Source organism: Paenibacillus urinalis (assembly GCF_028747985.1).
Taxonomy (GTDB): Bacteria; Bacillota; Bacilli; order Paenibacillales; family Paenibacillaceae; genus Paenibacillus; species Paenibacillus urinalis.
The window spans coordinates 1,362,787-1,389,387 of the sequence record NZ_CP118108.1 but is presented as its reverse complement, the minus strand read 5'-3'; the positions used below and the strand labels follow the sequence as shown (position 1 = coordinate 1,389,387).

General features: G+C 46.4%; 22 protein-coding genes. 3 read left to right on the top strand and 19 right to left on the bottom strand.

Going from position 1 to position 26,601, the window contains the following annotated elements; genetic code table 11:
- Positions 1-87: 87 nt before the first annotated feature.
- The 4 genes from PUW25_RS06190 to PUW25_RS06175 form a co-directional block, all read right to left on the bottom strand.
- Positions 88-1,443 (bottom strand): glucose-6-phosphate isomerase, encoded by a 1,356-nt coding sequence (locus PUW25_RS06190; protein ID WP_047912102.1) that lies wholly within the window; start codon positions 1,441-1,443, stop codon positions 88-90.
- 269 nt (positions 1,444-1,712) lie between these two features.
- Entirely contained in the window at positions 1,713-3,764 is a 2,052-nt protein-coding gene (gene tkt, locus PUW25_RS06185) for a transketolase (protein WP_047912103.1), read from the bottom strand.
- Between the two features lie 537 nt (positions 3,765-4,301).
- Entirely contained in the window at positions 4,302-5,198 is an 897-nt protein-coding gene (purU, locus tag PUW25_RS06180; RefSeq protein ID WP_047912104.1) for a formyltetrahydrofolate deformylase, read from the bottom strand.
- A gap of 35 nt (positions 5,199-5,233) precedes the next feature.
- Positions 5,234-6,361 carry a deoxyribonuclease IV gene (locus PUW25_RS06175; RefSeq protein ID WP_047912105.1) on the bottom strand — a complete coding sequence of 376 codons (1,128 nt, stop codon included), beginning with the start codon at positions 6,359-6,361 and terminating at the stop codon, positions 5,234-5,236.
- Between the two features lie 440 nt (positions 6,362-6,801).
- Here PUW25_RS06175 and PUW25_RS06170 point away from each other — a divergent pair, with 440 nt between their 5' ends.
- Both PUW25_RS06170 and PUW25_RS06165 read left to right on the top strand, forming a co-directional pair.
- On the top strand, positions 6,802-7,272 hold the full coding sequence (locus PUW25_RS06170) for a DUF2621 domain-containing protein (protein ID WP_152557740.1): 471 nt from the start codon (positions 6,802-6,804) through the stop codon (positions 7,270-7,272).
- 199 nt (positions 7,273-7,471) lie between these two features.
- A complete protein-coding gene (locus PUW25_RS06165) occupies positions 7,472-8,374 on the top strand; it encodes a TIGR01777 family oxidoreductase (protein WP_047912107.1) in 903 nt (300 codons plus the stop codon).
- Positions 8,375-8,406: 32 nt separating this feature from the next.
- Here the strand turns inward: PUW25_RS06165 and PUW25_RS06160 are convergent, their stop codons facing one another.
- The 10 genes from PUW25_RS06160 to PUW25_RS06115 form a co-directional block, all read right to left on the bottom strand.
- The gene (locus tag PUW25_RS06160; protein ID WP_052511982.1) at positions 8,407-10,410 is read right to left on the bottom strand and encodes a DUF6382 and FHA domain-containing protein; all 2,004 of its coding nucleotides are present in this window, start codon (positions 10,408-10,410) and stop codon (positions 8,407-8,409) included.
- A 77-nt stretch (positions 10,411-10,487) separates the two neighbouring features.
- Entirely contained in the window at positions 10,488-11,033 is a 546-nt protein-coding gene (locus PUW25_RS06155; RefSeq protein WP_047912108.1) for an A24 family peptidase, read from the bottom strand.
- Positions 11,034-11,049: 16 nt separating this feature from the next.
- Positions 11,050-12,132 carry a TadE/TadG family type IV pilus assembly protein gene (locus tag PUW25_RS06150; protein ID WP_081872487.1) on the bottom strand — a complete coding sequence of 361 codons (1,083 nt, stop codon included), beginning with the start codon at positions 12,130-12,132 and terminating at the stop codon, positions 11,050-11,052.
- 46 nt (positions 12,133-12,178) lie between these two features.
- A complete protein-coding gene (locus PUW25_RS06145) occupies positions 12,179-14,395 on the bottom strand; it encodes a hypothetical protein (RefSeq protein ID WP_238546387.1) in 2,217 nt (738 codons plus the stop codon).
- Between the two features lie 2 nt (positions 14,396-14,397).
- Positions 14,398-15,069, bottom strand: a complete 672-nt coding sequence (locus PUW25_RS06140; RefSeq protein WP_047912110.1) for a TadE family protein — start codon at positions 15,067-15,069, stop codon at positions 14,398-14,400.
- Positions 15,056-15,241: a Flp1 family type IVb pilin gene (locus PUW25_RS06135; protein ID WP_047912111.1), complete on the bottom strand. Its 186-nt coding sequence runs from the start codon at positions 15,239-15,241 to the stop codon at positions 15,056-15,058. Before PUW25_RS06135 ends, PUW25_RS06140 begins: the two co-directional genes overlap by 14 nt.
- 12 nt (positions 15,242-15,253) lie before the next feature.
- On the bottom strand, positions 15,254-16,129 hold the full coding sequence (locus tag PUW25_RS06130; RefSeq protein WP_047912112.1) for a type II secretion system F family protein: 876 nt from the start codon (positions 16,127-16,129) through the stop codon (positions 15,254-15,256).
- Between the two features lie 12 nt (positions 16,130-16,141).
- Complete coding sequence (locus PUW25_RS06125) at positions 16,142-16,936, bottom strand: type II secretion system F family protein (protein ID WP_047912113.1); 795 nt, start codon at positions 16,934-16,936, stop codon at positions 16,142-16,144.
- An 8-nt stretch (positions 16,937-16,944) separates the two neighbouring features.
- The gene (locus PUW25_RS06120) at positions 16,945-18,198 is read right to left on the bottom strand and encodes a TadA family conjugal transfer-associated ATPase (protein WP_047912114.1); all 1,254 of its coding nucleotides are present in this window, start codon (positions 18,196-18,198) and stop codon (positions 16,945-16,947) included.
- A complete protein-coding gene (locus PUW25_RS06115) occupies positions 18,195-19,370 on the bottom strand; it encodes a nucleotide-binding protein (protein ID WP_238546388.1) in 1,176 nt (391 codons plus the stop codon). The genes PUW25_RS06120 and PUW25_RS06115 overlap by 4 nt, the downstream gene beginning before the upstream one ends.
- Positions 19,371-19,666: 296 nt before the next feature.
- Between PUW25_RS06115 and PUW25_RS06110 the strand changes: the two genes are divergently transcribed.
- Positions 19,667-20,371, top strand: coding sequence for a thermonuclease family protein (locus PUW25_RS06110; protein WP_047912297.1), 705 nt, complete (start codon positions 19,667-19,669; stop codon positions 20,369-20,371).
- 126 nt (positions 20,372-20,497) lie between these two features.
- Here the strand turns inward: PUW25_RS06110 and PUW25_RS06105 are convergent, their stop codons facing one another.
- The 5 genes from PUW25_RS06105 to PUW25_RS06085 form a co-directional block, all read right to left on the bottom strand.
- Entirely contained in the window at positions 20,498-20,911 is a 414-nt protein-coding gene (locus PUW25_RS06105; protein WP_047912115.1) for a thiol-disulfide oxidoreductase DCC family protein, read from the bottom strand.
- Positions 20,912-21,008: 97 nt separating this feature from the next.
- Entirely contained in the window at positions 21,009-21,284 is a 276-nt protein-coding gene (locus PUW25_RS06100) for a hypothetical protein (RefSeq protein ID WP_047912116.1), read from the bottom strand.
- Positions 21,285-21,498: 214 nt separating this feature from the next.
- Positions 21,499-21,918 (bottom strand): organic hydroperoxide resistance protein, encoded by a 420-nt coding sequence (locus PUW25_RS06095; protein WP_047912117.1) that lies wholly within the window; start codon positions 21,916-21,918, stop codon positions 21,499-21,501.
- A 228-nt stretch (positions 21,919-22,146) separates the two neighbouring features.
- Entirely contained in the window at positions 22,147-23,112 is a 966-nt protein-coding gene (locus PUW25_RS06090; RefSeq protein WP_047912118.1) for a LacI family DNA-binding transcriptional regulator, read from the bottom strand.
- A gap of 72 nt (positions 23,113-23,184) precedes the next feature.
- Positions 23,185-26,550 (bottom strand): GH36-type glycosyl hydrolase domain-containing protein, encoded by a 3,366-nt coding sequence (locus PUW25_RS06085; RefSeq protein ID WP_047912119.1) that lies wholly within the window; start codon positions 26,548-26,550, stop codon positions 23,185-23,187.
- Positions 26,551-26,601: the final 51 nt, after the last annotated feature.

Below are 26,601 nucleotides of genomic sequence, written 5' to 3'. Positions count from 1 at the left end.
TTTTTAAGAAAGCAGCTCATCCAAGTGCGGGTGAACTGCTTTCTTAGTTAAATAAGTCATTTACATATATGTCTGAGATACCCTTGATTATTCAGATAGTCTTGCTTCAAGCTTCGCTTTTTCTTCTTCGTAGCCAGGCTTGCCAAGCAGAGCAAACATGTTCTTCTTGTAAGCTTCAACCCCTGGCTGGTCAAATGGATTAACCCCAAGCAGGTAACCGCTGATGCCGCAAGCTTTTTCAAAGAAGTATACCAGATATCCGAAGGAATATGGAGTCATATCTGGAATATTTACGATAAGATTCGGAACTTGTCCGTCTGTATGCGCAAGAAGTGTTCCTTGGAACGCTTTTTTGTTAACGAAGTCCATCGTTTTGCCTTCCAGGAAGTTCAGACCATCCAGATCGTCCGGATCGGATTCAATCGTAATATGGCTCGGAACCTCTTCGACTTGGATAACTGTTTCGAAGATGTTGCGGCTTCCTTCCTGAATGAATTGACCCATGGAGTGAAGATCTGTAGAGAAGTCAACAGAAGCAGGATAGATTCCTTTGAAATCCTTTCCTTCACTCTCGCCGTACAGCTGCTTCCACCACTCGGATACGAAATGCAGGGACGGCTCGTAGTTTACGAGGATCTCTGTGCCTTTGCCTTTACGATACAGCGCATTACGAACAGCAGCATATTGATAGCTTTGGTTCTCGGCTACGTTCGGGTTGCTGTACTCTTTCGAAGCGTCAGCAGCACCTTGCATCATTTCTTCAATATTAATACCCGCTGTAGCAATCGGAAGAAGTCCTACCGCAGTAAGAACCGAGTAACGGCCGCCTACATCGTCTGGAATGATAAAGGACTCATAGCCTTCCTCAGTCGCCAGCTTCTTGAGTGCACCCTTCGCTTGGTCTGTCGTTGCATAGATCCGTTTGCGAGCTTCTTCCTTGCCGTATTTCTTCTCAAGCGCTGCACGGAAGATACGGAAAGCGATCGCCGGTTCCGTTGTCGTACCGGATTTGGAAATGACGTTCACGGAGAAGTCTTTGCCTTCGATAAGCTCAAGCAGATGGTTGACATATGTAGAGCTGATATTGTTACCTGCGAAATAAATCTCAGGAGTTTTGCGCTTCTCTTTTGGCAGCTCATTATAGAAGGAATGAGACAGCATTTCAATCGCAGCGCGTGCTCCCAGGTAAGAACCGCCGATTCCGATGACGATCAGCACATCAGAGTCGCTTTGGATCTTCGCAGCTGCTTTTTGAATACGAGAGAATTCCTCTTTATCATAATTGGTCGGCAGATCAATCCAGCCAAGATAATCGGACCCTGCACCTGTTCCGTTATGAAGCTGCTCATGTGCAAGACGAATCGGCTCTGCGAAATAATCCACCTCATGCTGCCCAACAAATTCAAGTGCTTTACTGTAATCAAACGTTACTTTTTTTGCCATGATTATAATTACCTCCCTATAAAGTTGATTCCTCACTGAACAAATGATATCTAAGCCAAGGAACAACTTATGACTTAGAATACTGTAAATTGTATAAGCTGGCAAGTTAACAGGCATCCGTCCTTCTGACAGAATGAAAGCCTATTAAAGTGATGGTGCTACACGCTCACATGACAATCGTCACGTTATTTTAAAAAAGGGTAAAGCTGCCGAATGGGCAGCTTTACCTATTTACTTAAGCTCTTGTTGTGTGCAGCTTGTTGTCAAAATTACAGCAATGCTTTGATGCGGCTGACTACATTCTCAACAGTGAAGCCATATTCTTTAATTACGCGGTCGCCAGGCGCAGATGCACCGAATGTAGAGATTCCGAGGATATCTCCAGCGTCGCCAACATATTTTTCCCAGCCCATTGGATGAGCCATTTCAATTGCAAGACGAGCTTTAACGTCCGGAAGAATAACGGATTCTTTGTAAGCTTTGTCTTGTTTCTCGAACAGATCCCAGCTAGGCATACTGATAACACGTACGGAAATGCCTTCTTCAGCAAGTGCTTCCTGTGCTTTCACTGCAAGCTGAACTTCGGAACCTGTAGCAATGATTTGCGCAACAGCTTTACCGTCTTTGGCTTCGGATACAACGTACGCTCCGCGTTTGATTCCTTCACGAGCAGCGTCTACTGTTCCAGCAAGGATCGGCAGGTTTTGACGAGTCAATACCAGAGCTACCGGGTTCTTCTTGTTCTCTACAGCATAAGCCCAAGCTGCAGAAGTTTCGTTTCCGTCAGCAGGACGAATCACAGTCAGGTTAGGGATAATACGCAGGGAAGCAAGCTGCTCGATCGGCTCATGCGTAGGACCATCTTCACCAACAGCGATACTGTCATGTGTCAGAACATAAGTTACAGGCAGATTCATAATTGCAGACAAGCGTACAGCTGGGCGCAGGTAGTCTGTAAATACGAAGAACGTACCTCCGAATACTCTAACACCGCCATGCAGTGCCATACCGTTCATTGCTGCTGCCATACCGAACTCACGTACACCGAAGTAGATGTTGCGGCCGGAGTAGTCTGCAGGTGTGAACTGTGCAATGTTGTTCAGGTGTGTCATTGTAGAGCTCTCAAGGTCAGCAGATCCGCCTGTCAGGTTAAGAACATTTGGAGCCAGTCCGTTCAGCGCATTACCGGAAGCAACACGAGTGGATACTGCCTTATCTTCAGCACTATATTTAGGAAGGTCACGATCCCATCCTTCTGGAAGCTCGCCAGCAACTGCTGTTTCGAACTGTGCTGCAAGCTCAGGGTAAGCCTTCTTGTACTCTGCGAACTTCGCATCCCATGCTTTGTTCGTTTCAATTCCGCGCTCTTTAACTTGTGCGAAATGAGCACGAACTTCGTCTGGAACGAAGAAATCTTCTTCATATACCCATTTGTAGAAATCTTTAGTCAGCTTCGCTTCCTCTGCTCCAAGTGGAGAACCGTGAGTACCGCCATGACCGCCTTTACCTTGTTTGTTCGGGCTGCCGTAACCGATAACCGTCTTCACTTCAATCAGCGTTGGACGGCTGAGATCAGCTTGAGCTTCCTTGATTGCTTTTTCTACCGCAGGCAGATCGTTTCCGTCTTCTACGCGTAGAACCTGCCAGCCGTATCCTTCAAAGCGTTTTTGTACGCTTTCAGAGAAGGAAAGGTTCAGTTCACCATCAAGGGAGATGTCGTTGGAATCGTACAGTACCACGAGCTTGCCGAGCTTCAGGTGAGACGCCAGGGATGCTGCTTCATGAGAAACACCTTCCATGAGGTCGCCGTCGCCGCAGATCGCATAAGTAAAGTGGTCTACGATATCAAATTTATCTTTATTGTAAGTCGCACCCAGCTGAGCTTCAGCCATTGCCATACCTACTGCCATTGCAATACCTTGTCCAAGCGGACCTGTCGTCGCATCAACACCTGCAGTGTGACCGAATTCAGGGTGACCTGGAGTCAAGCTTCCCCATTGACGGAATTGCTTGATTTCTTCCATAGGAAGATCATATCCGCTCAGGTGCAGCAGGCTGTACAGCAGCATGGAGCCGTGTCCAGCAGACAGCACAAAACGGTCACGGTTGATCCAAGTTGGATTCTCCGGGTTATGATTCATTGTTTTTGCAAACAATTGATAACCCATAGGTGCAGAACCCATTGGCATACCCGGATGACCGGATTTGGCTTTCTCAATTGCGTCAATCGCTAGAGTACGTACTGTAGTAATAGACAAGTTATCGATTGTCGAATTTTCATCCTTGTGAATGCTTTGTTCTTTGGTTTGTTGATCAGTCATTTTTTGTCCTCCTCATAATCTCAAAAAAGATGTCAGGATAAGCAAACGGACTTACGCTCAGGCGACTTAAAACTTAACTTAAAATGACAAACGAGTTGATTTAAAGCAAGTTAATCCGCTTGAATGTTTCAATTTGACTTATTCGTTTGCTATTGTATCACTTCACGTCCTGTTTTTCCATACCGTTCTTCACATCCAATAAATTTCATCATCCACACATCGACAAAAGTATCTCCTCTTTGAAGAAAAGCATACCTGAATTGGAAGGAATACAAGGATAGGCAATGAAAAATAGCAAACTATTGGAGCAGGATTATGCATCATCTCTTAATAAGAGAGTTCACTTCTACATTATCCGACTTTTATTAGAGCAAAACAAACTTCGCGTAAAACAATCCATTTCATAACACATAAGCAGCTGTTACAAAAAATCTCTGGAACGCAAACCGTTCTGGTACCCCAAGACAAACAATGTCGGGCATAGCAAAAAATCGCCGCGGCTCAAGTAACCGGGCGATTCTTCTGATTCTATTGATTTTAAAATACAACCGTCTTGTTCTCATGGACGAGAATACGATCCTCCACATGCCATTTGACTGCTCGCGCAAGCACGACACGTTCAATATTGCGGCCGATCCGCTTCAGCTCGGGAACATCATCCCGATGGCTTACACGTTCAACGTCCTGCTCAATGATCGGTCCTCCATCCAGCTCTTCCGTTACGTAATGCGCTGTTGCTCCAATCAGCTTAACTCCCCGTTTATAAGCTTGGGCATAGGGCTTGCCGCCAACAAATGCAGGAAGGAAGGAATGATGGATATTGATAATGCGATTACGGTAATGTTCAATGAATGTCGGCGAGATGATCTGCATATAACGGGCTAGAATAATGACGTCAATATCGGCCCCGATCACTTCTAGCTGACGCTGCTCTGCTTCTTTTTTGGTATCTGGTGTGACCGGAATATGATGGTAAGGAATACCGAAGGATTCAACATAATCCTTCATATCTAAATGATTGCTTACAACCAGCGCAATGTCTGCATCCAGATCACCGGCTTGCCATTGCCAGAGAAGCTCTACCAGACAATGATCCTCTTTGGACACGAAGATCGCGAGCTTCTTCCGGCGGCTTACGCTGGAGATTTTCCATTCCATTCTGAACTGGGAGGCAATGGCTCCAAAGTCGGCCTCCAGCTGCGGAAGGCGATCCTTCAACTGAGGCAGATCGAATTCTACGCGCATGAAGAACATGCCGCCATCCGGATCCATTGAATATTGATCAGATTGAACGATGTTGGCTCCATGCTCGAATAGAAATTTGGAGACTGCGGCCACGATTCCCGGGGCATCCGGACAAGAAATCAGCATTCGAGCACGATCCGGGTGTTCGTGTGCCGGGTGTGCGGGTACGTTTTTAGTATGAATATCCATTGTAGAAAAATTCTCCCCCTTGATATAAGTGACTCCTATGCTTTGACCATAGCTTCCTTGCCTGCGAGCCAGGCAATCAGGCGATGATTGAGTGCCTCTTCAGACAGCTCAGGGAACAGATCTGCGCCTGCAGCAAGATCATATAAACGCTCCAGCGGTTCACGCGGGTCAGCCTTCTTCGCTTTGGCGTCATTCTTAAGCACAGTCCATGTGTCTAGAATAAAGCTGCGTGAATGAATGTCTTGTCCGCTGAAGAAATGGTCCAGCTTCTCCACATCTCCCCAAAAAGCTTCGCCAAAACGTTCTGTTACATTACCGCGAAGCAGCGCAATTTCCGCTTCATACATCGGACGCTGCGTCTTCGCATCTTTCCCGATCCACGGCGTTTCAAGAATGAACGGGCGGCCAGCCAGCAGCTCATGATGCACGATACGATGAATGGTATCATAACCAATCCAGCCGGAGCCGATCGGAGCATGTCTGTCCTTCCGCGCACCTGTAGGGTTCTTGCTGTCGTTGATGTGCACTACAGCGATCCGGTCTAATCCCACTGTGCGGTCAAACTGCTCAAGCACACCGTCCAGATCATTCACGATATCATAGCCGGCATCATGAATATGGCAAGTATCCATACATATGGTCAGCCGCTCATTATGCTCAACTTTATCAATGATTTGTGCAATCTCTTCGAAGCTGCGTCCCATCTCTGTCCCTTTGCCTGCCATCGTTTCCAAGGCAATGTTGACATCCGTTTCACGCACGCCGTTCAGCACCTCGTTCAAGCCTTCGGCAATACGCTGAATGCCATATTCTGCATCCTTGTCTGTAAAGGCACCTGGATGAAGAACAATATTCTTAACCCCAATCGCGTGGGTACGACGAATCTCTTCCTGCAGGAAGCTGACCGCAAGCTCATAAGTATTGTCCTTGTATGAACCCAAGTTAATAATATATGGTGCATGAACTACAATATCCTCGAAGCCTCCGCTAAGCATGGCTTGCTTACCTTCTTCGATAAACATTGTCTCCATTGGTTTACGGCGTGTGTTTTGCGGAGCTCCTGTATATATCATGAACGATGAAGAACCGTAGCTTGCTGCTTCTTCCGTAGCTGTCAGCAGACCCTTGCCTGAAAAAGAAACGTGGGAACCTATTTTAAGCATCGTAATTTACTTCCCCCTATAATTTAGGATTTAGGATTTAGGATGATTGTGCACTATTTAAGTTAATAGAATGACACAAGTAGTGTATCCAAAGATTTATTGCTTATTGTAACTTGATTGAGGAGGTCAAGCAATATCATCAAGAATGGAAAGCGCTCGAAGAAGCTATCGAAAAAGAGTTCTGTGTGCGCTATAATTTCTATAACAGGACATTTTTTACAATAAATCTTCTCAATTGTCTCATGAAAAGTTCATTTACCTGAATCTATCTCAAAATACTCTACCTGCTCTGATGTAGAATTTGTATCTGCCTTTTTTATGAGTTATGAAATGGATTCACATATTTATGTCATTTTAAACCTGCCCGCTGTATTTTTATATCGTGTTCGATCATTTCTGCGGCCCGTCTCCTATTCTATTAAAATTTTGAGGTGATGCATATGGACATTCTCTTGTTAAACAGTAGGTTAACACTGTCTGCTCCCAGCAACTGGTTCATGAACTCCATTGCTTTTTGGACCTTTGTCCTGTTAGGTTCTATGGTCGTTGGCGGATTCTTTATGTTTCGCAAATTTCTGAAGGTACTTCCAAAAGCCGACGGCAAATCCAAGCTCGATTGGCAGAATCACTGGGTCGAGTCCAGCCGGCACTTATGGACAGAGGATGCCAAGGCATTCTTGGACGAGCTGGTACAGCCGGTTCCAGGCCCCTTCCGGGATATCGCCAAGCACTCGATTGCCGCCGAGATTGGAAAGATCGCTTTGGAGAGCGGCGCTGCCGAAGTTACTCGAGATCACTGCATCAAGGGATATATCGTGGCGACACCTTCCAGAGATAATAAGTTCCTGGTTCATTTTCTCGACAAGAAGCAGATCGATTATCAGCCATACAAACATTTAATGAATAAATAAAGGGGATCCGTTTAAATATGGAGATCCGATGAAGTTTTCATTCGTTAAATGCTCGTTGGTTCATTTTAATGGAAAAAGGTAATATGTCTTTAACAAGCATGAGCCTCTGTATTAGGTGGTCCTGGGTTTACTAAGAAATGAGTCCAAGGGAACACGAAGCAGAGGCTTGTCTTTTGCTATGTCAGGAGGAATAATGGCCATGAAGTATGCAATCAGTGGAGGAACAGGATTCATCGGAAGCCATCTCGCGAATTTATGGCAAGAACAAGGTCATCAGGTTATGATCATTACCCGGAATGCAGATAAGGCGAGAGATGCTGCGAACCGCGGAATCTCATATGTCACTTGGGAGCAGATTAAAAAGGACCCCAGCACGCTGGAGTCCTTGGACGGAGTCGTTAATCTGGCCGGAGAAAGTCTGAACCAGCGCTGGAGCGACACAGCGAAGCAGAGGATTCTTCAGTCACGGCTCGATTCGGTTCACCAATTGGCTGATGTGTTAGATCGCTTGGAATACAAGCCGAAGGTTATTATTCAATCCTCCGCGATCGGCATATATGGAACCTCGGATACAGAAGTATATACGGAAGCTTCTTCAATTGAGCCTGTAGATTTCTTATCTGAGGTGTGCGTTCAATGGGAGAATGCAGCCAAACAGAGATTGAACTATTCCAGACTAGTTATTGTAAGAACCGGTCTTGTGTTAGGTAGTAAAGGCGCCTTTCCCCTCATGCAGCTTCCATATAAGCTAGGCGTAGGAGGACCGATGGGCAGTGGAAGACAGTACATGTCCTGGATTCATATTGCGGATATGGTGCGATTGATTGATTTTGCGGTTCAGCAGGAGCAAGTTTCCGGCCCACTGAATGCTACCACTCCTCATCCGGTCAACAATGATACGTTCGGCAAAACGATCGGACAAGTTCTCCATCGGCCCCATTGGTTCCCTGTACCCTCCTTTGTACTAAAGACGCTCCTGGGTGAGATGTCCATTCTTATACTAGAGGGACAGCAGGTTCTGCCGGAGAAGGCACAGAAACACCAGTTTACGTTCAAATATCCCGAGCTAATTGGAGCGGTCAAGCATGAGTTACGAAGTTAACTTAGCTGAAATTGCAGTTAACCAAGCCGGAATTAATGAAGCGGCATCCTCAGATGAAAAGTATACTTTGCCTTGGCTATAACAAAGCTGTCTCCCTCTTGGAGAAGGTATTCTTTGTAAGGAACCATCGCTTCATCCTGAAACAGGGTCCCGTTCATTGAATTTAAATCTTTGACGACGTACCCCGAATCCGATCTGCTGATCTCTACATGCGCACGGGAAGTACCTGCTCCTGCTTCCACATAACTGGCGACGTCATTGGACCTTCCGATGATGAAGCTGCCTCTGCCAACAGGGATCGTATCCACGCTCCCTTCTGGTGAGCAGCGTTCCAGATAAGCGATGCTGTCATTCGGCGCATTTGAGCTGGCCATCTCCTGTCCCATTTCAGATAGAAGCACCGTGGCCTGTACTTTTGCAGCAGAGAGGATCTGGGTGTTATGCTTCAGCGAATCATAATAGCTGGCATCAGAGCCTTCACTGCCTTCTTCTACGGCAACATTTGAATGATCCACCGCAGGATGATGCACCTGGAATCGGCTACGAGTCACCTCATTCGTACTTTCGAATAATGCCGGCTCATTCACTAATGCATTCACAGGCCCGTGACCGGCTTCCGCTGCAGGACTTCCCCCGTTATTCCATCGCCACCACTCGCGAGGCTCCCCCTTCTTCTTAACGGCAAACCAGTCCTTTGCTCCTGATCGTGTAGATGAAGGATCCCCTGTATCGATTTCCGAAGATTTGTTTTTTACTGAAAAAGGCAGACGAATCCCTTTTGCCAATAAATAAGCAAGAGTTACGAATACGACGGTAATCACCGTACATAGAATTAATCCCGCAGATGATGGCCGATCCATGTAAATAAATCTCCAAACAACCGATGAGGCGAGCAGACAGCCAAGCCAGTAGTACATTGGATTCACGGGCTTCTTTACCGCATCTTCGTCTGATATTGAGAACGGAGCGTTATCCTCCTCTTCAGAGGCGGGGGTATCAAATGCTGCAAAAATAGAGCCTCCTGCAGCAATCGAACCATCCATAGGAAGCCTCATTTCTTGCTCGTTCGAACCAGCGAACTTATGCGGCTGCAGGTTCTTCCGTTGCTGAGGCGTATGGTCCTGAGGATATTGTGACTGTATAGGCAGTGCAAATGCATTATCAGCTTGTTGAAATGGAGCATTAACATTTTCTGATTGTGAATTTCCTTGATGTGACACTATGGTGTGTGACATTGGATGTATTTCTCGTAGGCTCTGTGCTTGTAGGGCTTGCCCTTTTGCGCTCCGTGTATGTGAGCCGTGCGTCGCCTCTAGTCTGCTTGCTTGAGAATCCTGACCTTGGTAGCCACTTGCTTGTCGCACTGAAGAAATGCTTGCTTGTGCCGAATAATGATCAGCTGCTTGAAAGCTCTGTAACTTACGCATGTCATGCATCTGAGGCGGTGTGCCGCCTAACGAATGCTCTGTCAGCAATTCAAGCAGCAGCTCGTTTAACGCAGACAGACGAAAATGATCACCGGCACATAATTGCAGCACACCTTGCAGCCCGTTACCCTTTAACTCAGTAACATAAGGCATCAATCTAACGATCAGCTGATACAGCTGCTCGGAGACCTTCTCCTGATCAGAATGTGCTTGAAAGGGCACATAACAAATCTTAATCTTTCCCTCTTCCAGCTCTCCTTCCATAAACATATAATCCTCATGCAGCAGGAATTGATGTTCATCCAGCATGTACAATCGACTGTCGTTCAAAGTATGTGTGAGCTGTAATAGCAAATGATAAAATGCAGAAAGTGTTAACCTTTCACTTTTAACCACATGAGAGAGCATTTTACGTCCCGTAATGTCATAGCTGAATGTAATTGTTCCATCGATATCTCTAATTTGCATTCTCAAGTGCCCCGGAATTTCGTTATGCATGATCATGTTTACTTGAACCTGGCTCAAGTCGCTGCTTGCCACGCCTCCCATCTTCTCTACGATCATTAACACTCTGTCATTATGTATAAAATCTCTGGATAGCCCCTTCATGGCACCTCTCCTTCATTTGTGCTGATCATACTGATGTGTATACCGTCTAAGCAGCTAAAGGTATGATGAAATTGATTCTAGTAATAAAAACTTTGTATATAAGCAAGTATCGCTCCGGGAAGTACAGCAAGCATAAAGGGAAATCGAAGCGATGCCTCCGCACTGTTGATCTTTATAACGCCAGCGTTTTCCGCCTTGCCGTCATAAACGGGCCGTTTATATTTCTGCCCGAACATGAAGAAGCCGAGGCTTCTTCTCATTCTGAACACAAATTCTCTTCTCCACATCAAGATGAGAAAACCAATAGCACCAGATATAAGGATCGAATACAGCATGACTTGCATTGTGAACAAGGCCCCCGTCCAGGCTCCTATACCTCCAAAAATCTTAACATCTCCCGCCCCTACCGCTCCTAGAAGATACAATATCATCATGAGTCCGAAGCCCGCTCCAAAGCCAATAGCTGCTGTGCTAAAGCCTGCGAGGCCACCCATGATTAGATGTACGATCAAGCCGCTCAGTATTGAAGATATCGTCAATATATTAGGTATTCGCATAGACCGAATATCCGTTATAAACGCGGCAATAACAAAACCTCCGCAAGCGATGTAAGTGATCTCCATTACTTATCCTCTCTCATCATGATCTTTTGACAACGTCAAACCTAACTTCAACTCTGGCACCGTCACTCGTTTCGATCACAAACGGCCATGTCCCAGGGGTTGTTCTTGTTCCTACAAACCATGTCCATTCCACAAATCCGTTCTCGTCTGCAGTTGCCCAGCCCACATGCTGTGCTGTACTTTCTCCTGTCTTATAAAAGACGGATAGGTTAGCTGAGGCACCCGGTGTTATTTTGGCACGTATCGTCGCTTGACCGGCTACATATGCGGGATTCGGCTTGGCAATAATCTCTACACTGCCTATAGTACCGCTATCCCCAATTGTTCCCTTATCCTCTTCGTTTGTAGCTCCAATCCAGACCCTTTCCGTCGCACCGGCCTGAACCCGCAGACTCTTATTCAGAAAGGGAACTTTGATCGGTAATTCGTAAGTAAGCTCTATTCCAAAATAAGGATTGGACCTATTCTGAAGATTAGGAACATCTACTCCATTCACATGCAGAGAATCGTATTCAAGTATCGTATCCTCAATTACCGGTTGAATTAACGGTTTAATAACGGGATCTAGAACCGCCTCCGATATGGAAGTCTGGAGATGATCCAGCGGCTCTTGTCCGTTAGAAACCGCCATGGAAGCCCATGATCCGATCGGGTCAGGCAGAGTGGCTGCATATTCAGTCACCCAATCCGTCAATGACAGCTTGGGCATGAGTCCCTCAGCAGCTGAGTCTCCGGGCAGAACCTCTCCTAAACCTGAATCTACTGAGCCTGCAGATTCAATGGCGATAGCTACAGGATAGATATGTGATGATATTTTTTTGACGGTCTCGGAAGCTGCCGTCTGCAATGCGGTTGAGAATAATGTCATCTGAACGAAGTAGATCAAGAACACAATAAAAAATATAAAAACAGGTAGAACTAAAGAAGCTTCAACAACAATGCTGCCTCGATCATTTCCATCCTGATCGTTACTGCTTTGATCCTTACTGCATTGATCGTCACTGCATTGATCGTCACTGATTTGATCCTTACAAACTCGTTGGACAATATCATTCTTGAATTGCAGCTTCGATTCCCGACTCTGCCATGTATATGCCATAATAGTCAAACCCCTAATTCCTGTGGTTAATAAGGCAGCGATTAAATTAATATGCATAGTCTGACTGGAGTGAAACGTAAATGTGTCCATCCTCTATTCGGTCAGCGCTGCCACTCACGGTCCCTAGTGCGCTCATTATGCCAGGAAGAAACCACAGCCTCATTCTCATTTCTGCCTGGCTAGCTGCATACGTGAAGGTCTTGTTAAGGTCGATTTTGGTGTTCAGTCGAATAATCGCACTTATTCGAGACAGCTTCTTATCGTTATTGCTGTGTGCCAATAAAAACAATCGAAGATGATCTCTATATGTAATGGAAACCTGCTTCGCATACTTGGACAGCTCTACTTGACCATCGTCCGCCAGCTTTTGCATATCAGCGAGTGCTTCCGTCAGACCATGCAAAATAGCTTTGGATAATACGAGCAGCGGATTTCCAAGCTTGCTGTTCTCTACAAGTCCCTCCATTGTTCTTATCGCTAGCCGAATCGTAAATACCTCGGTATAAGCAGCGACTATATTCCCGTATGGATTGTGAAATCCATAGATGATGTACTCCAGCTCCTGACTTTCCGGAAGAAAGAACGTTTCTGGACTCATCGTGCTATTATTCATATTACTGCCAGCAATCAACGATAAATTGACCGATTTGAAGTAATGCATAGCGTACTCATTCTGATAGAGCTCATCACTTATTACATCAAGGAGATTCGACATTCCTCCGAATAATTGATCCATATCTGCCATCGCTTCACCTCCGGCATCATAGGGATCCGTTGCAATTTGCTTCTCTGAAGGACCTGTGCCGCTAGCCTGGTTCTGATTGAAGCTTATATTTTCGTTATAATATCCTTCCAGCTGCTTGAATTGCTCTGTCGCCTTCTCAATTCCGGCTGTAGCCACCAGAAGCTTGATTCTGTTCTGCGCTTCCTTCAGTTTCTGTTCTGACTGCTTGTCCACCTTCGCTCTTTCCTTGTCTGCAGAATGGTAATCGTCGATCTGCTTCGCTGCCTGATCAATCACATTTCCTCCGCCGGCTGCAGTATACCTGGTGATATATTGCTGGATTTGACGGTTCGCAGTCAGGACATGCTGTCTTTTACGATGAGAATCTCCATCGCTCAGTTGACTAATTGAGGTGGCGGAGGTAGAAATCGCTTGGTGAGCCGCCTTATAATCTCCTAGCTGCTCGGCATGACCACTTATAAACTCAGTGAACTCCGAGTCCTTCCGGACTAACTGATCCGTCTGCTTTCGCAGATCATCACCGAAGCTGCCAACATCGGAGGGTAAAGCGCCTGCTCCCGGCGTCTTGGCTTTGCCAACTTTATCGTAAGCAGTATTTGCCGCTCTCATCTCACCTTCCTTAATGACCTGCTTCATCTGTTCATTTATACTCTTGGCTTCTTCAATTCGATCATTCGCTTGACTTAACGCCTGCTCATGTATATGGAGAGCTTCCTGATTCTCACGATTAATACTTGTCACAATGCGATTCACATCTGATCGATATTCGCTGAGCTCAAATATATAGATCCGGTCAAGCGGTTCTCTGGCCTCATCTTCCGTGTATTTTGAGTAATAATCACGGTATTTTGCTGCGGCATCCGCTGCGCTTCTCATCGTCCCTCCCAGCGGGCTGTCACTAAAGTAAGTACTTGGCGGGTCCATCACCAATTTGGCCAAGGCTTCCGCCGTTTTTGCCGCTTCCCGCCGTTTTTTAATGGCCTCTTCAAGCAGACGTTCACGCTTGTCATATAGCTTCTGAAGCTTCCGCAGGACATCCACCGAATGCGCAGCCTGCTTCATTTCTGCTGATAACGGTTTGAATCTGGACACGGCCTCTACCATAAAGTCCACCGGAGCCTTATATTTCATTTCCTCTTGAATTTGCTGATTAAAGTTCTCGAATGCTCCAAGCTCCCGCTCAAGTGAAAGCCCAGATTGAACCACCTCCATACCGATTAGAGGAAAACCTTCCGCATGCGGCGTAGGCTTCGTACTGTCATTTAATACTTTCGCAAGAACATAGTCTCCCTGATTCCCATCATGAGCGAACAGCCCGTATCTTTCCTGAAGCTCGGGAATATAAGAGGACATCACGGACCTAGCCGCAGCATGAGCCAGTCTCTCAGCCTGTACTTTCATCGCAGCAATCCGGGCATAGTCAACAAATACAGCGACAAATAAGAACACGACGGCAAGCACCATTGCCAAAAATATAGTCACCGCACCGGACTCAGAATCACCTCGTCTAAACAACACATTCACATCCCAGCAAATTTTTGCAAAATCTGTGCGAACTCCGAAGGGTTGCCCGGTGTACCCATCCTCGAAAATCTCGCTCCGTAATACCGCATAAGCTCGACATTTCGAATGAATTCATCGGGTTCTACAACGGTGGATTTGCCAGAATGCTGTATCCGTGGATCACCTGAGAATAAGAAATCGAGCATAGGCAGCCTCATATTTTGGTTCAGCTTGGTCCATACTTGGCGGTCCAGCATCTGATTCGCATATTCCATCTGACCTCTGTACAACACAGGCAGGCCTGCCCCCGATTGACTCAGCTTCTTCATTGGCAGATCATCACTTGCAGCTCCTCCTGGGAGCTCTATTGTTGTAATCTGACCACCGCTTACTGAACCGAAGAGCGCACCTATCATATGATCGTCTGCAAAACGCCAATACAGCGGATCGGTCTCCCCTTCCGGGTAGGATCCGGTCTTAGCGTCCTTATGACTGTTATCCCAGCTGTATGAGGCACGCTCTGACGCAGCTGAAGCATACTGCAAAAGTGCCGATTTCTGGTACAGCAGCACACAAAAAAACATGAGCACACATAGCGACAACAGAATGACGGGAAATACGAGAGAAGCTTCGATTGTGAAGCTCCCCTCCTCTCCTTTCAAATGGCTGCTGCCTTTAGAAGAATTCATTACTTTTGCTCGTAACACTCTCAAGCAAATTCTCAACCAAAGCCTGAATCTGATCCTTAAATATAAGAGCTATGATTAAGATCACACCAATAATGAGGATCATTTCAAGTGTCCCTAGCCCATCCTCTTCGTTCCATAAATCTGCCAATTTGCGTTTGCATAATGCTAACATTATCGTATCCCCCTATAAATTCATCATCATAAATGACGGAGCTCCAACCATAACGACAATGACCAAAAAGATCACCACCATTGGAAATACCAGCTTGGAAGAAGCCTGTTCACCACGTGTTCGGCTGAGTGATTTACGCTTGTCCCACAGCACTCTGGATAAATCACGGAGTGAGAGGACAAAATCTCCCCCGCCCCGTCTAAAATTCAGGAGCACCGTCGTGGTGAAAATAGAAACCTCCTGCACTCCACATCGCTTACTGAACTGCTCAAATGCCTGTTGAAAAGAGTATCCGTTGTTCCACTCTCCCACCATCTGACCCAGCTCAATATAGAGCGGGTGAGCAGATCCTTTTTTTCGTTCCGTGCAATGTAAAATGGCTCTTTGCACCGTTTCACCGGCGCTAACGAGCAGGACAATTTTGTTCAAAAATTCTGGAAGCTCCATTAAGATATCCTGCTCCCGCAGCTTTACCTTGTGATGCAGATCCTTCATTTGGGCAAACGGAATTACGCCTGCAAGCAATGCTCCGGCGATGAGACCCAAAGGATCTCCCTCCAGCACTAGAGTCAGCAGTGCCCCAGCGATAAGAGACAGCCAGCTATAAACGAGCATTTCAGCAATGAACAGTAAGGTCTTCTCATTGCTATGCTTCAGTCCATAGACTCTTTGCACCGAGTGCTGTATCCGGTACACCAGCATAGGCAGCTTCCTCGTTAACTGCAGCTTCTCAATTAAATCTAGAAAGGGAGCATGAAGTTTGCGAAACCGCATACCTTTCATGTCAATAGAATCCAATACGCGGTATCTCGAGCCTGCCCGTTTATTAAAGATAATCCAGCCCAGCGCGAGTACAACGACAGTAAGAACACTGCATATAATCATCATGGTTCAATCCCCTTACACTCTTACATCCATAATTCGCTGAACCCAGATGAAGCAGCCAAATAGAATAAGAAGTGCAATACTCGATATGATATATCCAGCACCGGTATAGAGTGGTGTCAGGAAATCAGGTGAAGTCAGACTTAAAAAAATCAAAAACAAGAAGGGTGCTGCAAACATGGCCTTGGATTCAAACTTCTTCTGGGATATCGTTACAGCGATCTCCTGCTTAATATCCAGCTTCTCTCCGATGACGGATGAGGTTCTGCGTACAACTTCAACCAAATCGCCGCCCGTACGTTTGCAAGTAACAAATACATCTGCGAAATTCGTGATATCCTCCATCTGGGCCCGATCTGCGAAATCTCTCAATGCATCTTCAATAGGTTCACCGTATTCCATCCTTGTACATATGATCATCAGCTCTTTGATAAGATCGTGATCTGCCTGAGGGTCCAGCATTCGTAGATCATGCACCGCCTCGCGAAAGGCATTCTCAACCGACTTGCCTGCAGCAAGAGATGAGGATAAGGAATACAGCGCCTGTTTAAAATGAAGACTAAGCGCCTCTCTTCTCTTGTTGAGCAGATAGACATTATAGTATTTCGGTGTAAAAAGAGCTGCGGCTGACAGGAGCAAACCGAGAGCCCAGTGATGGTAAAACAGATAGCCTATCCCGAAAAATAGAATTGCACTTGCCGCGATACAGCCAGCTCTCTGTCGATAGGACAGCGTGTGCTCCATATAACGCGGAAGCTTTTGATGAGTCGAAGCATTCGCCGTCTGTGCTGTCACCCTCGCGGCTCCCATTTGACGATTCAAGCGTTCCTCACCTCATTCTCCTCCTCAAAAAAAGTTCCCTGGATGCCTGCTGCCTTGAGCTTATCTTGATGAACAAGCACTCCAGACGAACGTTCAAGCTGGCCTATAATATGTCCATCCACTTCATCCAGCTCCTGAAAACGGTACAAAGAGTTCAGCTGTATTCCCCCATCCTTCAAGCCAACAACCTCACTAATCTCTGTCACTCGTCTGGAACGGTCCCTGAGACGTGATAGATGGATAACAATATCAATGGCAGAGGCGATCTGCTGTCTGACAACGCCAACGGGTAAGTCAGCTCCGCTGAGTACCATCGTTTCCAGTCGTGAGATCATATCCGGAATACTGTTTGCATGGCCCGTGGACAGACTGCCTTCATGCCCAGTGTTCATGGCCTGCAGCATATCCAGCGCCTCACTTCCCCGAACCTCACCGACAATGATTCGGTTAGGACGCATTCGCAGAGAGGAGCGGATTAACTCCCGAATGGAAATCACCCCTTTCCCCTCCGTATTTGCATTACGGGTCTCCAGTGATACCAGATTGGGAACAGTAACGATCTGAAGCTCTGCCGAATCTTCAATCGTAATGATTCTCTCATCTGGAGGGATGAACTGAGACAATGCATTAAGAAAGGTTGTCTTCCCTGATCCCGTGCCTCCACTGATAAACATGTTGTATTTGCTTCGAACAAGCTTGCTGAGCAGCTCCGCGGCTTCGTCGCTAATGGCTCCGATCCGAACAAGGTCCTCCATCGTCATTGGCTTGTCCGGAAATTTGCGGATCGTCATGGTAGGTCCTTTTAACGCGACAGGCGGCAGCACGATGTTGACCCTTGAACCGTCCTTTAGCCTGGCATCCACTATAGGTGAGGATTCATTCACGATTCTATTCACTCCAGAAACGATCGTCTGGATGATATCCTGCAGCCGCTCTTCCGATTCAAACGTGACAGGTGCCTGGCGCACTTCACCCCGCTCTTCAATGAATATCTCGGTATGCCCGTTGATCATAATTTCTGTAATATGGGGATTGTCGATCAGCGGCTGAAGTACATCGAGTCCGCGAAAGGAATCATACAGTCTTCTGATTAGAGCATGCTTCTCCCCGGAGGTGAGATGGATGAGCCCAGAATGCCGGAATACCCTTGCCTCAATATGCTCCATCAGCTCTGAGTCTCCCGCCGCAGAAGTAACATCAAGAGCCGCACGAATTGAATTTCTAAGTTCTCTAAACGAAGTATCCATCATGATGAATATTCCTTCTGCAACATTCCGGCAGCTTCGCATAATCTCCGCATTTCTTTTTGATAAATGGGTGATCCGAGCAGCAATTCCGGCTCTCTCATCTGTTTCCACGATGGAATATATGGCAAGTACAAGCCGGTATGCATATATTCCTCAGGCATCGGATTTACAACCGTTCCCGTATACCGATTAATGACATAAGTGGACTTCTCCTGAATCTGACCTGTCCTTATCGGATCAAGCTGCTCTTGATATCTCATCCAAGCCGAAGCTTTAGCCAGCGTATGAATATCATCAGACAGAAGCCAGATCAGCAGATCAGATCTATCCATCAAGGCTTCAGCTCGCTCATCCCATACCGAGTCATGATCAGTAATGATATATTGATATTGCTCTGATGCAATTAGCACTTCTAATAGTGCATTCACATCCGACTTCGTGAGCTGGCGCAGCTCATTCCGATTCCTGGCCGGGTAGAAATAATGGGATTTAATCTGTTCATTCCACAGGACATAAGATCTGACATCAATTCTCTGTTCCGAAGCCCTTCCTCCGGAACGCCGTGCTCTGATAAGATACATAAGTCTGGAAAAGGCTTCTCCCAGCTCTTCTTCGCTTCCCACCTGAGGGCTTGTCTGAAGAAAAGGCTTGGTGCTGTCGAGTGTTTCCAGGTTCAAATAAAATACCGAATACCCCGCACGGCCTAGCTGCTTCGCAAGGTTTAAAGCAACCGTCGTTTTGCCGCAGCCCCCGGAAGCCGACGTGACCCCAATCACCAAAGACGCATCTCCGGAGTGTCTGTTATCCAAACGAACGTTGCCTGAGTTTAAAACAGCCTCTTCTAAAGCTCCAAGCAGAGCAGATAAAGGCTGATACTTCATCACGTGGGGCAGATCCCCATCAGAAGCATGCTGTTCCGCCAGAAGTAGAATCGGGACACGCTCTTGATCTAATCCATCCCGTATCTGCTCTATAAATTCCAATTCACCAACGATCAAATCCGGCATCGATGCGCGAGTCTGCTCATTCATATATCTCATCATCGCTTCCGGTTGCGAGAAGGCCGTTACATGAAACTTCCTTGAATATTCACTTCCTTGCACGTAATCAAGCACTGCATCTACGTATTCACGCGTTCTGCTTGCCAGCACAATCTTCCTTATGACCAGATGCAACTCTCCCTTCCAGCACAACAAAAAAAAGCACCGTCCATCTCCCGTATCTCCTACGGTATAATGGACGGTGCTTCCGTCACGTGCTGTTTAATTTAATGCTAGATTAGCATAATATTCCATGCCGGGCAAGCACATTTTATTATTATTTATTATCAAATCAAACATCCGTTCCCTTTTTTCATCTTATATAGTACACTATTGAAATGCCTGCTGCCTACATAACAACACCTTAGAATGGAGTGATCAATGTGTCCAAGAAGTGGGCAATCTTAAGCATTCTATGCCTCTTTATAATCATGATGGGCTGTACGCCGCAAGATGAGCATGAATTCCCAAGGGTTCCTGTTACACTGGATCGAGCGGTCGATGGAGATACTTTCAAAGTCATGTACGAAGGCAAGAGTCAATCTGTTCGGATGCTGCTCGTGGATACCCCGGAGACCTCTCATCCGAAGCTTGGTGTTCAGCCTCTCGGCATTGAAGCGAAAGAGTATACCAAACAGGCACTTGAACAAGCCGACCAGATCGAGCTGGAGTTTGACATTGGGCAGAACCGGGACAAATATTCGAGACTGCTTGCTTATGTGTACGTCGATGGTGTCATGCTTCAGGAATCTTTACTTGAAAAAGGCTATGCAAGAGTCGCCTATATCTATCCGCCGAATGTGCGGTATGTAGATCAGTTCGAAGCCATACAGAAAGAAAGTCAGCGTGCAGCAATCGGCATATGGGAATACGAAAATTATGTCCAGGAGGACGGCTTCCACAAGGACGAATATGAATCAGAAACGGTCTCAGGTACGAATGACAACATTGAAGCTAATGGCAATTCTAGTCAACAGCCGGATCGCTCCTGCACCATCAAAGGCAATATCAACTCCAGTGGAGAAAAAATATATCACACCAAGGAATCGCCTCAATATACTAAAACCATACCCGAGGAATGGTTCTGTACGGAGGAAGAGGCTGAGCTGGCTGGTTTTCGTGCACCCAAAAAATAATCCTGTGGATACGCTGCTTACAACATTCAGCCTCCTTGGCTGTATTAACAGCTCTAGCCATATTCACACTCAAAAATGCCGCCTTCAGGTACGCTGAAAGGCGGCTAATTTCATACTATATAATGATTACAAGAAACGTTCCCGAATCTCCGGTGTCGGCAGCATACAGGCATCTTCCCCATCTCGTCCGAACCAGCGATAGCGATTGCGGGCAATGAAGTTATACACGCTGTCTCGAATAAACTTCGGTACAATAATGAATCCATAAGCCAAATAATAGGGAAATCTCAATTTGCGGGCTACCTTCAGCGCAGCTGTTGAGCGCGTGTGGTATACTCCTTTTTCGATATATACAAAGGTATCCATCGCATCCACGGATAATCCGCCCTGCTCCAGTAAATCTCTTCCGACATCAGATTGAAGCGAAGCGAAATAGAATACACCTTTCGGATCCCGCTGAATAATCCATTTCGTTATACCCTGGCACAAATGACACACACCATCAATGAGGACGATATGCTTGTCGCTATAATTCTGCATCCTTCATCTCTCCCGAATTATAATGAATGCATATAACAATATATAGAAAAAAAGCGCTAGGATGCTCTTCCTAGTCGCTCATCATCGAATCCGCTTCTTACTTCGTCGCTTGTTCGATCAATTGATTATCCTGAATTTGCTCATGAATCTCGCCTGCAAACTTCTCCATGCACTTGCAGATAAAGTCTTTGCGGCATACCGGACAAGGTGTCTTCTGAAGACGACTGATGCTTGTCATTTTCCATTCCGGATCACGGGAATAGAATACACGGCACAGTGTTCCGTCCGCGAGCTTCATTGTAAACTCGTAAAGTCCGGCTTCTTCATTTCGGCTGGCAGTTGTTAAGTCTACAATCTGTGGTCTATAAGACATGTAATCACCTGTGATTTCAAATTTATTCATGCCACGTAGCGCATTAGTACTTAGTCATATTAAAGAATTTTAACCCTGATGTCAAATCCATATACACGAAAAATGAAGAAACCTTGCTATGATCTGAAAGTTTTCAGAATATCATCAATAAAAAAGCCGGGAACTCCAGCGATTATGCAAGAGCCCCGGCATTTTAAACGAGATCGGATCAACCTTAAATTACATTAAGCTCAACCGGAATATTACCACGTGTCGCTTTGGAGTAAGGGCAGAACTCATGCGCTTTCTTCGCCAGATCCTCTGCCTGAGCGCGGTCTACACCCGGAATTTTGACATCCAGCCGAACAGCGAGCTGGAATCCGTCATCCTTAGGGTCCTTACCGATCATGACGTTGCTGGTTACTTCAACATCACTGAGCTTCACGCCTTCTTTGCGGGCGATGTTGGAAAGGGCGCTCTCATAGCATGCTCCATATCCAGCTGCGAACAGCTGCTCCGGATTCGTGGCATTGCCGCCTGCACCGCCGAGCTCCTTCGGAGTCGACAAGTCATGACGCAATACACCATCCGATGTTTCGAATTTACCGTCTCTGCCACCGCGTACTGTCGCTGTTGCTGTATACAATGCTTCCATTATAATCGCTCCTTCTCATCTGTAATCTTGGATTATCGTGCACTGCTCTTTGCTCTGTTATTCATAACAGGAAGGCAAGAGCGAACCATAGCAAGCTGTATATCCTCTTGATGCAATATCATATGCTGTATCTGAGGCAGCACCTGTTGCAGCATCCGCTTGCCTATGCTTTTTTCTTAACCTTGTTCTGCACAAATTAAACATACGTGCATGCACGATAACTCTCAATCACACCCGCTTAGCAGACGCTCCTTTCACCAAAGTTACGTATATCCGCTCATTCTCCACCGTATCTCCGGAGAGCAGCTTAAGGAGCTGCTCGGCGGCAAGAGCTCCCCACTTCTGCTTAGAGTAGTTGATGGTAGATAATCTTGGCTGCATATAGCCAGCCAGCTCAATGTTATCAAACCCGATTAGATGGACGTGCTCACCAATCTTCAAATCCGTTTCCGAAATACGATTCCATAATCCGATGGCCATCTCATCATTTAGACAGAACACAGCAACCGGCTCTTTATATTCAGCAATGATTTGTTCGGCAGCCTTCTCTCCCCCGGTCTTCTCGAAGTTGCCGCTGATCTCGATACATTCCACATCCTGAGAGCGCTCTGAGACCATCCGCACGGCTTTCATCCGCTGCATGGAATCGTAAGAGCCTTCCGGACCGGTCACCACATATATTTTCTTATGACCCAGTTCGATCAGATGCTCCATCGCCAGGGTAGCGCCTGCTTTGTTATCAAGGAGCACCTGATTAATGTTCGGATGATCGAGCTCGCGGTCCAGCACCACGATCTTATGTCCCAAATCGGCATATTTCAGCAGTTCCTCGCTTGCAAACATCTGATCCAATATAATCGCACCATCGATCATGCGCTCTGGCAGCATTTTGTGAGATTGTTCGCCGCTGCACACAATCAGATCATACCCCTGTATATTGCTGATTTCCTTCATCCCATGCAGAAGATCACCATAGACGTCTCCACGGAAGTCCGTCAGAAATACACCAACGATTTTGGTCTCCCGCTTTTTCAAGTTACGTGCTGCCGCATTCGGCACATAATTCAATTCTTTGGCAATGGCCAGAATTTTAGAGCTTGTTTCGTCCGTCACTTTGTTGCTCCCATTAAGGGCATAAGAGACCGTAGAAATAGAAACTCCGGCTTTTTTGGCAATGTCCTTAATACTGACCAATAGTCCTCGCTCCCTCATTTGTAACCAAGCCTTGTTATTTGCTTATAGCTATCTTTGATAAAGTTATGAAATTTACATATAAACATCTATTACATTCCGCTGCCGATCCAGCTCTTTATCCAGCACATCGCATTTAATTCGGAATCCGCCAACCCGATAGGGATGATCTTCCCGAATCAATTCGGTGTCCCTGCCATTTATAACAATTCGTGCAGTATGACTATCACCCAAATGATATACGAAGGTTACTTTTTTGCCTGCTATTTCAAAATCAAACTCCATACCATCCAGATCAGACGGCAGCACCGGGTCAATTATTAAATCCTGCTCGTCCTGACGTATGCCGAGCGCATTTGAAATGAGCTGGTTCATATAAATTCCCGGGCCGCTGGAGTATATTCTCCATCCGCCCTTTACTTTGACCTCTCCGGCTCTAAGCTCATCGAAGCGCTCCTGGGCTTCATATCGGTTGCTGAATTTACCATCAGAGCTGCTAAAGTAAGCATTACTTTGCCGCAGCTCCGCATTTGGAACCACTTTGGTGATACCAATCGGATTAATTAACCCAAGACCGCTCCACACCTCATCCTTATAGCCCAGCTTGGCCATGGCCTCAACGTACCTTATATGGGCATGTACATACTGCAGACCGACTTCACGCCCGAAGTTGGACGCCTGCTCAGCCCGCTTGAAGTGTGTGCTCACTCCTCCGGCATATACGGCAGGTCTGTTCATCAGTCTTACGCCATCCGGGCAAAATAAACGTTCTTTAATCAATTCGTAATGAGACTTAGCCTGCTCCGGACTGAGCAATTCAGCAATCATGCTTCTCGTCATCGGAAGCAGACGATACTGAATCCCCGTCTCCTCATCGGATGGATGGAGCATCGGCTTTACTTCCTCCGGGTTCTCCATATAGATGAAGCCCGGTATCACATTCGTATTTAGCATGTACTTCTGGAAGTCCCGCTTAATACCTTCGGATAGTTTCAGAAGCTCTTGTGCAAGGGTACTGTGAACAGACTCCATCGCCTGTGACAGCTGCCGAAGCGTTTGATACGTAAGAGCCACTGTCCAGCTGCTGACCATGTACTGCTTGAGCTGGGCATTAGCCGGCTGCAGCGTATCATCCCAATCTCCGTCTCCATAGGACGATAGGTACGTATCATGCAGGAAATGACTCTGGATATAACCGATTTCTTTCTGAACATGCTCCAGAATGGTAGAGGTATCTTCAGTAAAATCAAAGCCGTGCTTTAACGTGTACGGAACCCGTTCATCCAGAATACTGTAATCTTGTGTCGCATTTAGATAATCACTGAGCACTTTTAGCGGCCATACGATAATGTCGCCATGACTTTCTTCCTGCTGGATTTGGTTATATTGGTCAAACATGAACCACTGCGGCCAATTTCCGTCATCCTCATATTGATGGGCATATACCATTTTAAGAATGTCACGAACTTGTTCATACTTCTGTGTTGCCATGAAATATTCCACAGGACCTTGGCATACGTCCCTTGTCCCCCATGCGGCTCCTCCGTATTGCTCAAGTCCGTGCGGAACCGAATAGTGAACCAGCATATTATGCGTATACCACCAGGCAAGTGAATTCACTTTGAATAACGCTTCAGACCGCTCTGGATCGGGAAATTTTAGATGGAACCCATTCATGACACTGCGGAAAAATTCGCGATACTTCTCTTTCTCTTCCATAAAATCAGGAGTAATCGAGGGTAGTGACTTGCCGTCCAGCAATCCCTGCATCGTTAAGGTCCAGCTCTGGCTAGCCGAAATTTGCAGAACAGTCAGGGAAGCATCGCCCGGCACGATCCCTTCAGCAAGACAAGTCTCGTCATGAACCTGAAACTCCGCCCCATCCATCCACATGGAATAAGACAGCTCAGGATACACCTCATGACTTACCGCAGAGGAGTCCGCCTTAAATATCAGCTTGCCTTCCTTCTCTGCATAGTGCACAGGCACTTCATACTCATTAACGTTCATCGTCATCTGATTGGATACCAAATACCGATAGCTGTACCCGCTCTCAGAACGTACCTGGAGCTGAACCTCTGGACGGTCCACTGATGTAAAATTCGTGATTACGAGCATATCATCCTTCAATTTATAATACCATCGAACGTAGTTAAATCCGATTTCAAACAGTGAAGCCATCGTTAACAGACGATACTCGCCATCCAGCTCTACATAGATCCGTTGTCCTGATGTCTTCGGAATATTCAATGCGCTGCGCGAATTACTCATGAGCTTATTGAAGTTCGTGTTACCCACAACAACATGAGAATTGAATATTCCGTACATATAAGATGTTGTTGTTAACACGTTTGCTCCAAGCTTCACATTGTTCCCGCTCATCAGAATATGACCGTGAGGGCGCTCCACCCGCATTTCCTTGCTTTTTAGCACCACATGCTCGTAGGTATCTGTGAAGAATGCGAGTAATTGCCCATCCTTATACTCCACCTCATGCCGTCCAGCAGCAGGGAACAGCTGGTCTACTTCCTCATCAGTCAAGGACCGACCAGCGAGTGTCTTACCGATCTGCGGTTTATAGTAAGTGTCCGCCAGTTTAGCAGCTGAAGCCTTTTCATTCTGTTTTTTATGAGATGTATAAGTATTCCAAGCATCCTCTACCACTTCCTCGTATTCGAGCTTGGTCGTAGCTTGCTCGTGATGAGGACGGAACAATCCATAAAATACGAATGAAGCTTCGCCTGCAAGCACCGTTTGCTCGGATTGCAGAGCTGTGTATGCAAATTCATATTGATACACTTCATTGGCAAGTGTCTTGTTCTGCAGTGCTTCGGGTATATTCGTCTCTTTATAGGTTAGTCCAAAGAACTGGAAACCGTCTGTCGAGTAGCCTGCTGCACCCGTCAAGGAGCCTTGCTGAAGATAGGGGAAAGTTCCGCCTTGCGGCTGATTTTGCCGGGAGCATACGACATACCCCTTCTCGGTATCTTCAAATACGGTATGGTCAATGTATTGAGATAAGTAGGCCTCATTACTGCGTACAGCTCCCGTATCGGCAATTCCAACGTCCTGGCTGTAGATCACATCTACTTTCAGCTCATCACCTCGAAGTGTTACTTCCCAGAACCACACACCTTGATCTGTCGGAGCGAAGGTTACTGTATAAGCGATGCTTCGCACGGTACCTGTCCATTGCAGACAATTCCCTTTTTGATAGACATGGCTATCCGAGTGGATACCCAATAAAGGGTATGCCTCAATACCATCTTCAGAGTGAATCCGCAAGTAAATATTATTCAGTGAACCGTCTAAGGGGCTCAGCATCAGCTGATTAATCATCACCTTGCCGCTTACCGCTTGAAATAAGTCTCCGCTTTCCCAAAAAGTAAAGGACAAATCGCCGGCCTGCACTCTTCTTCTTGCATTTGTCATTGTCGTCATGTGTAAGTGTGTTCCTCCTGTCCACTCTCTCTATTTACTGATGTATTCCCG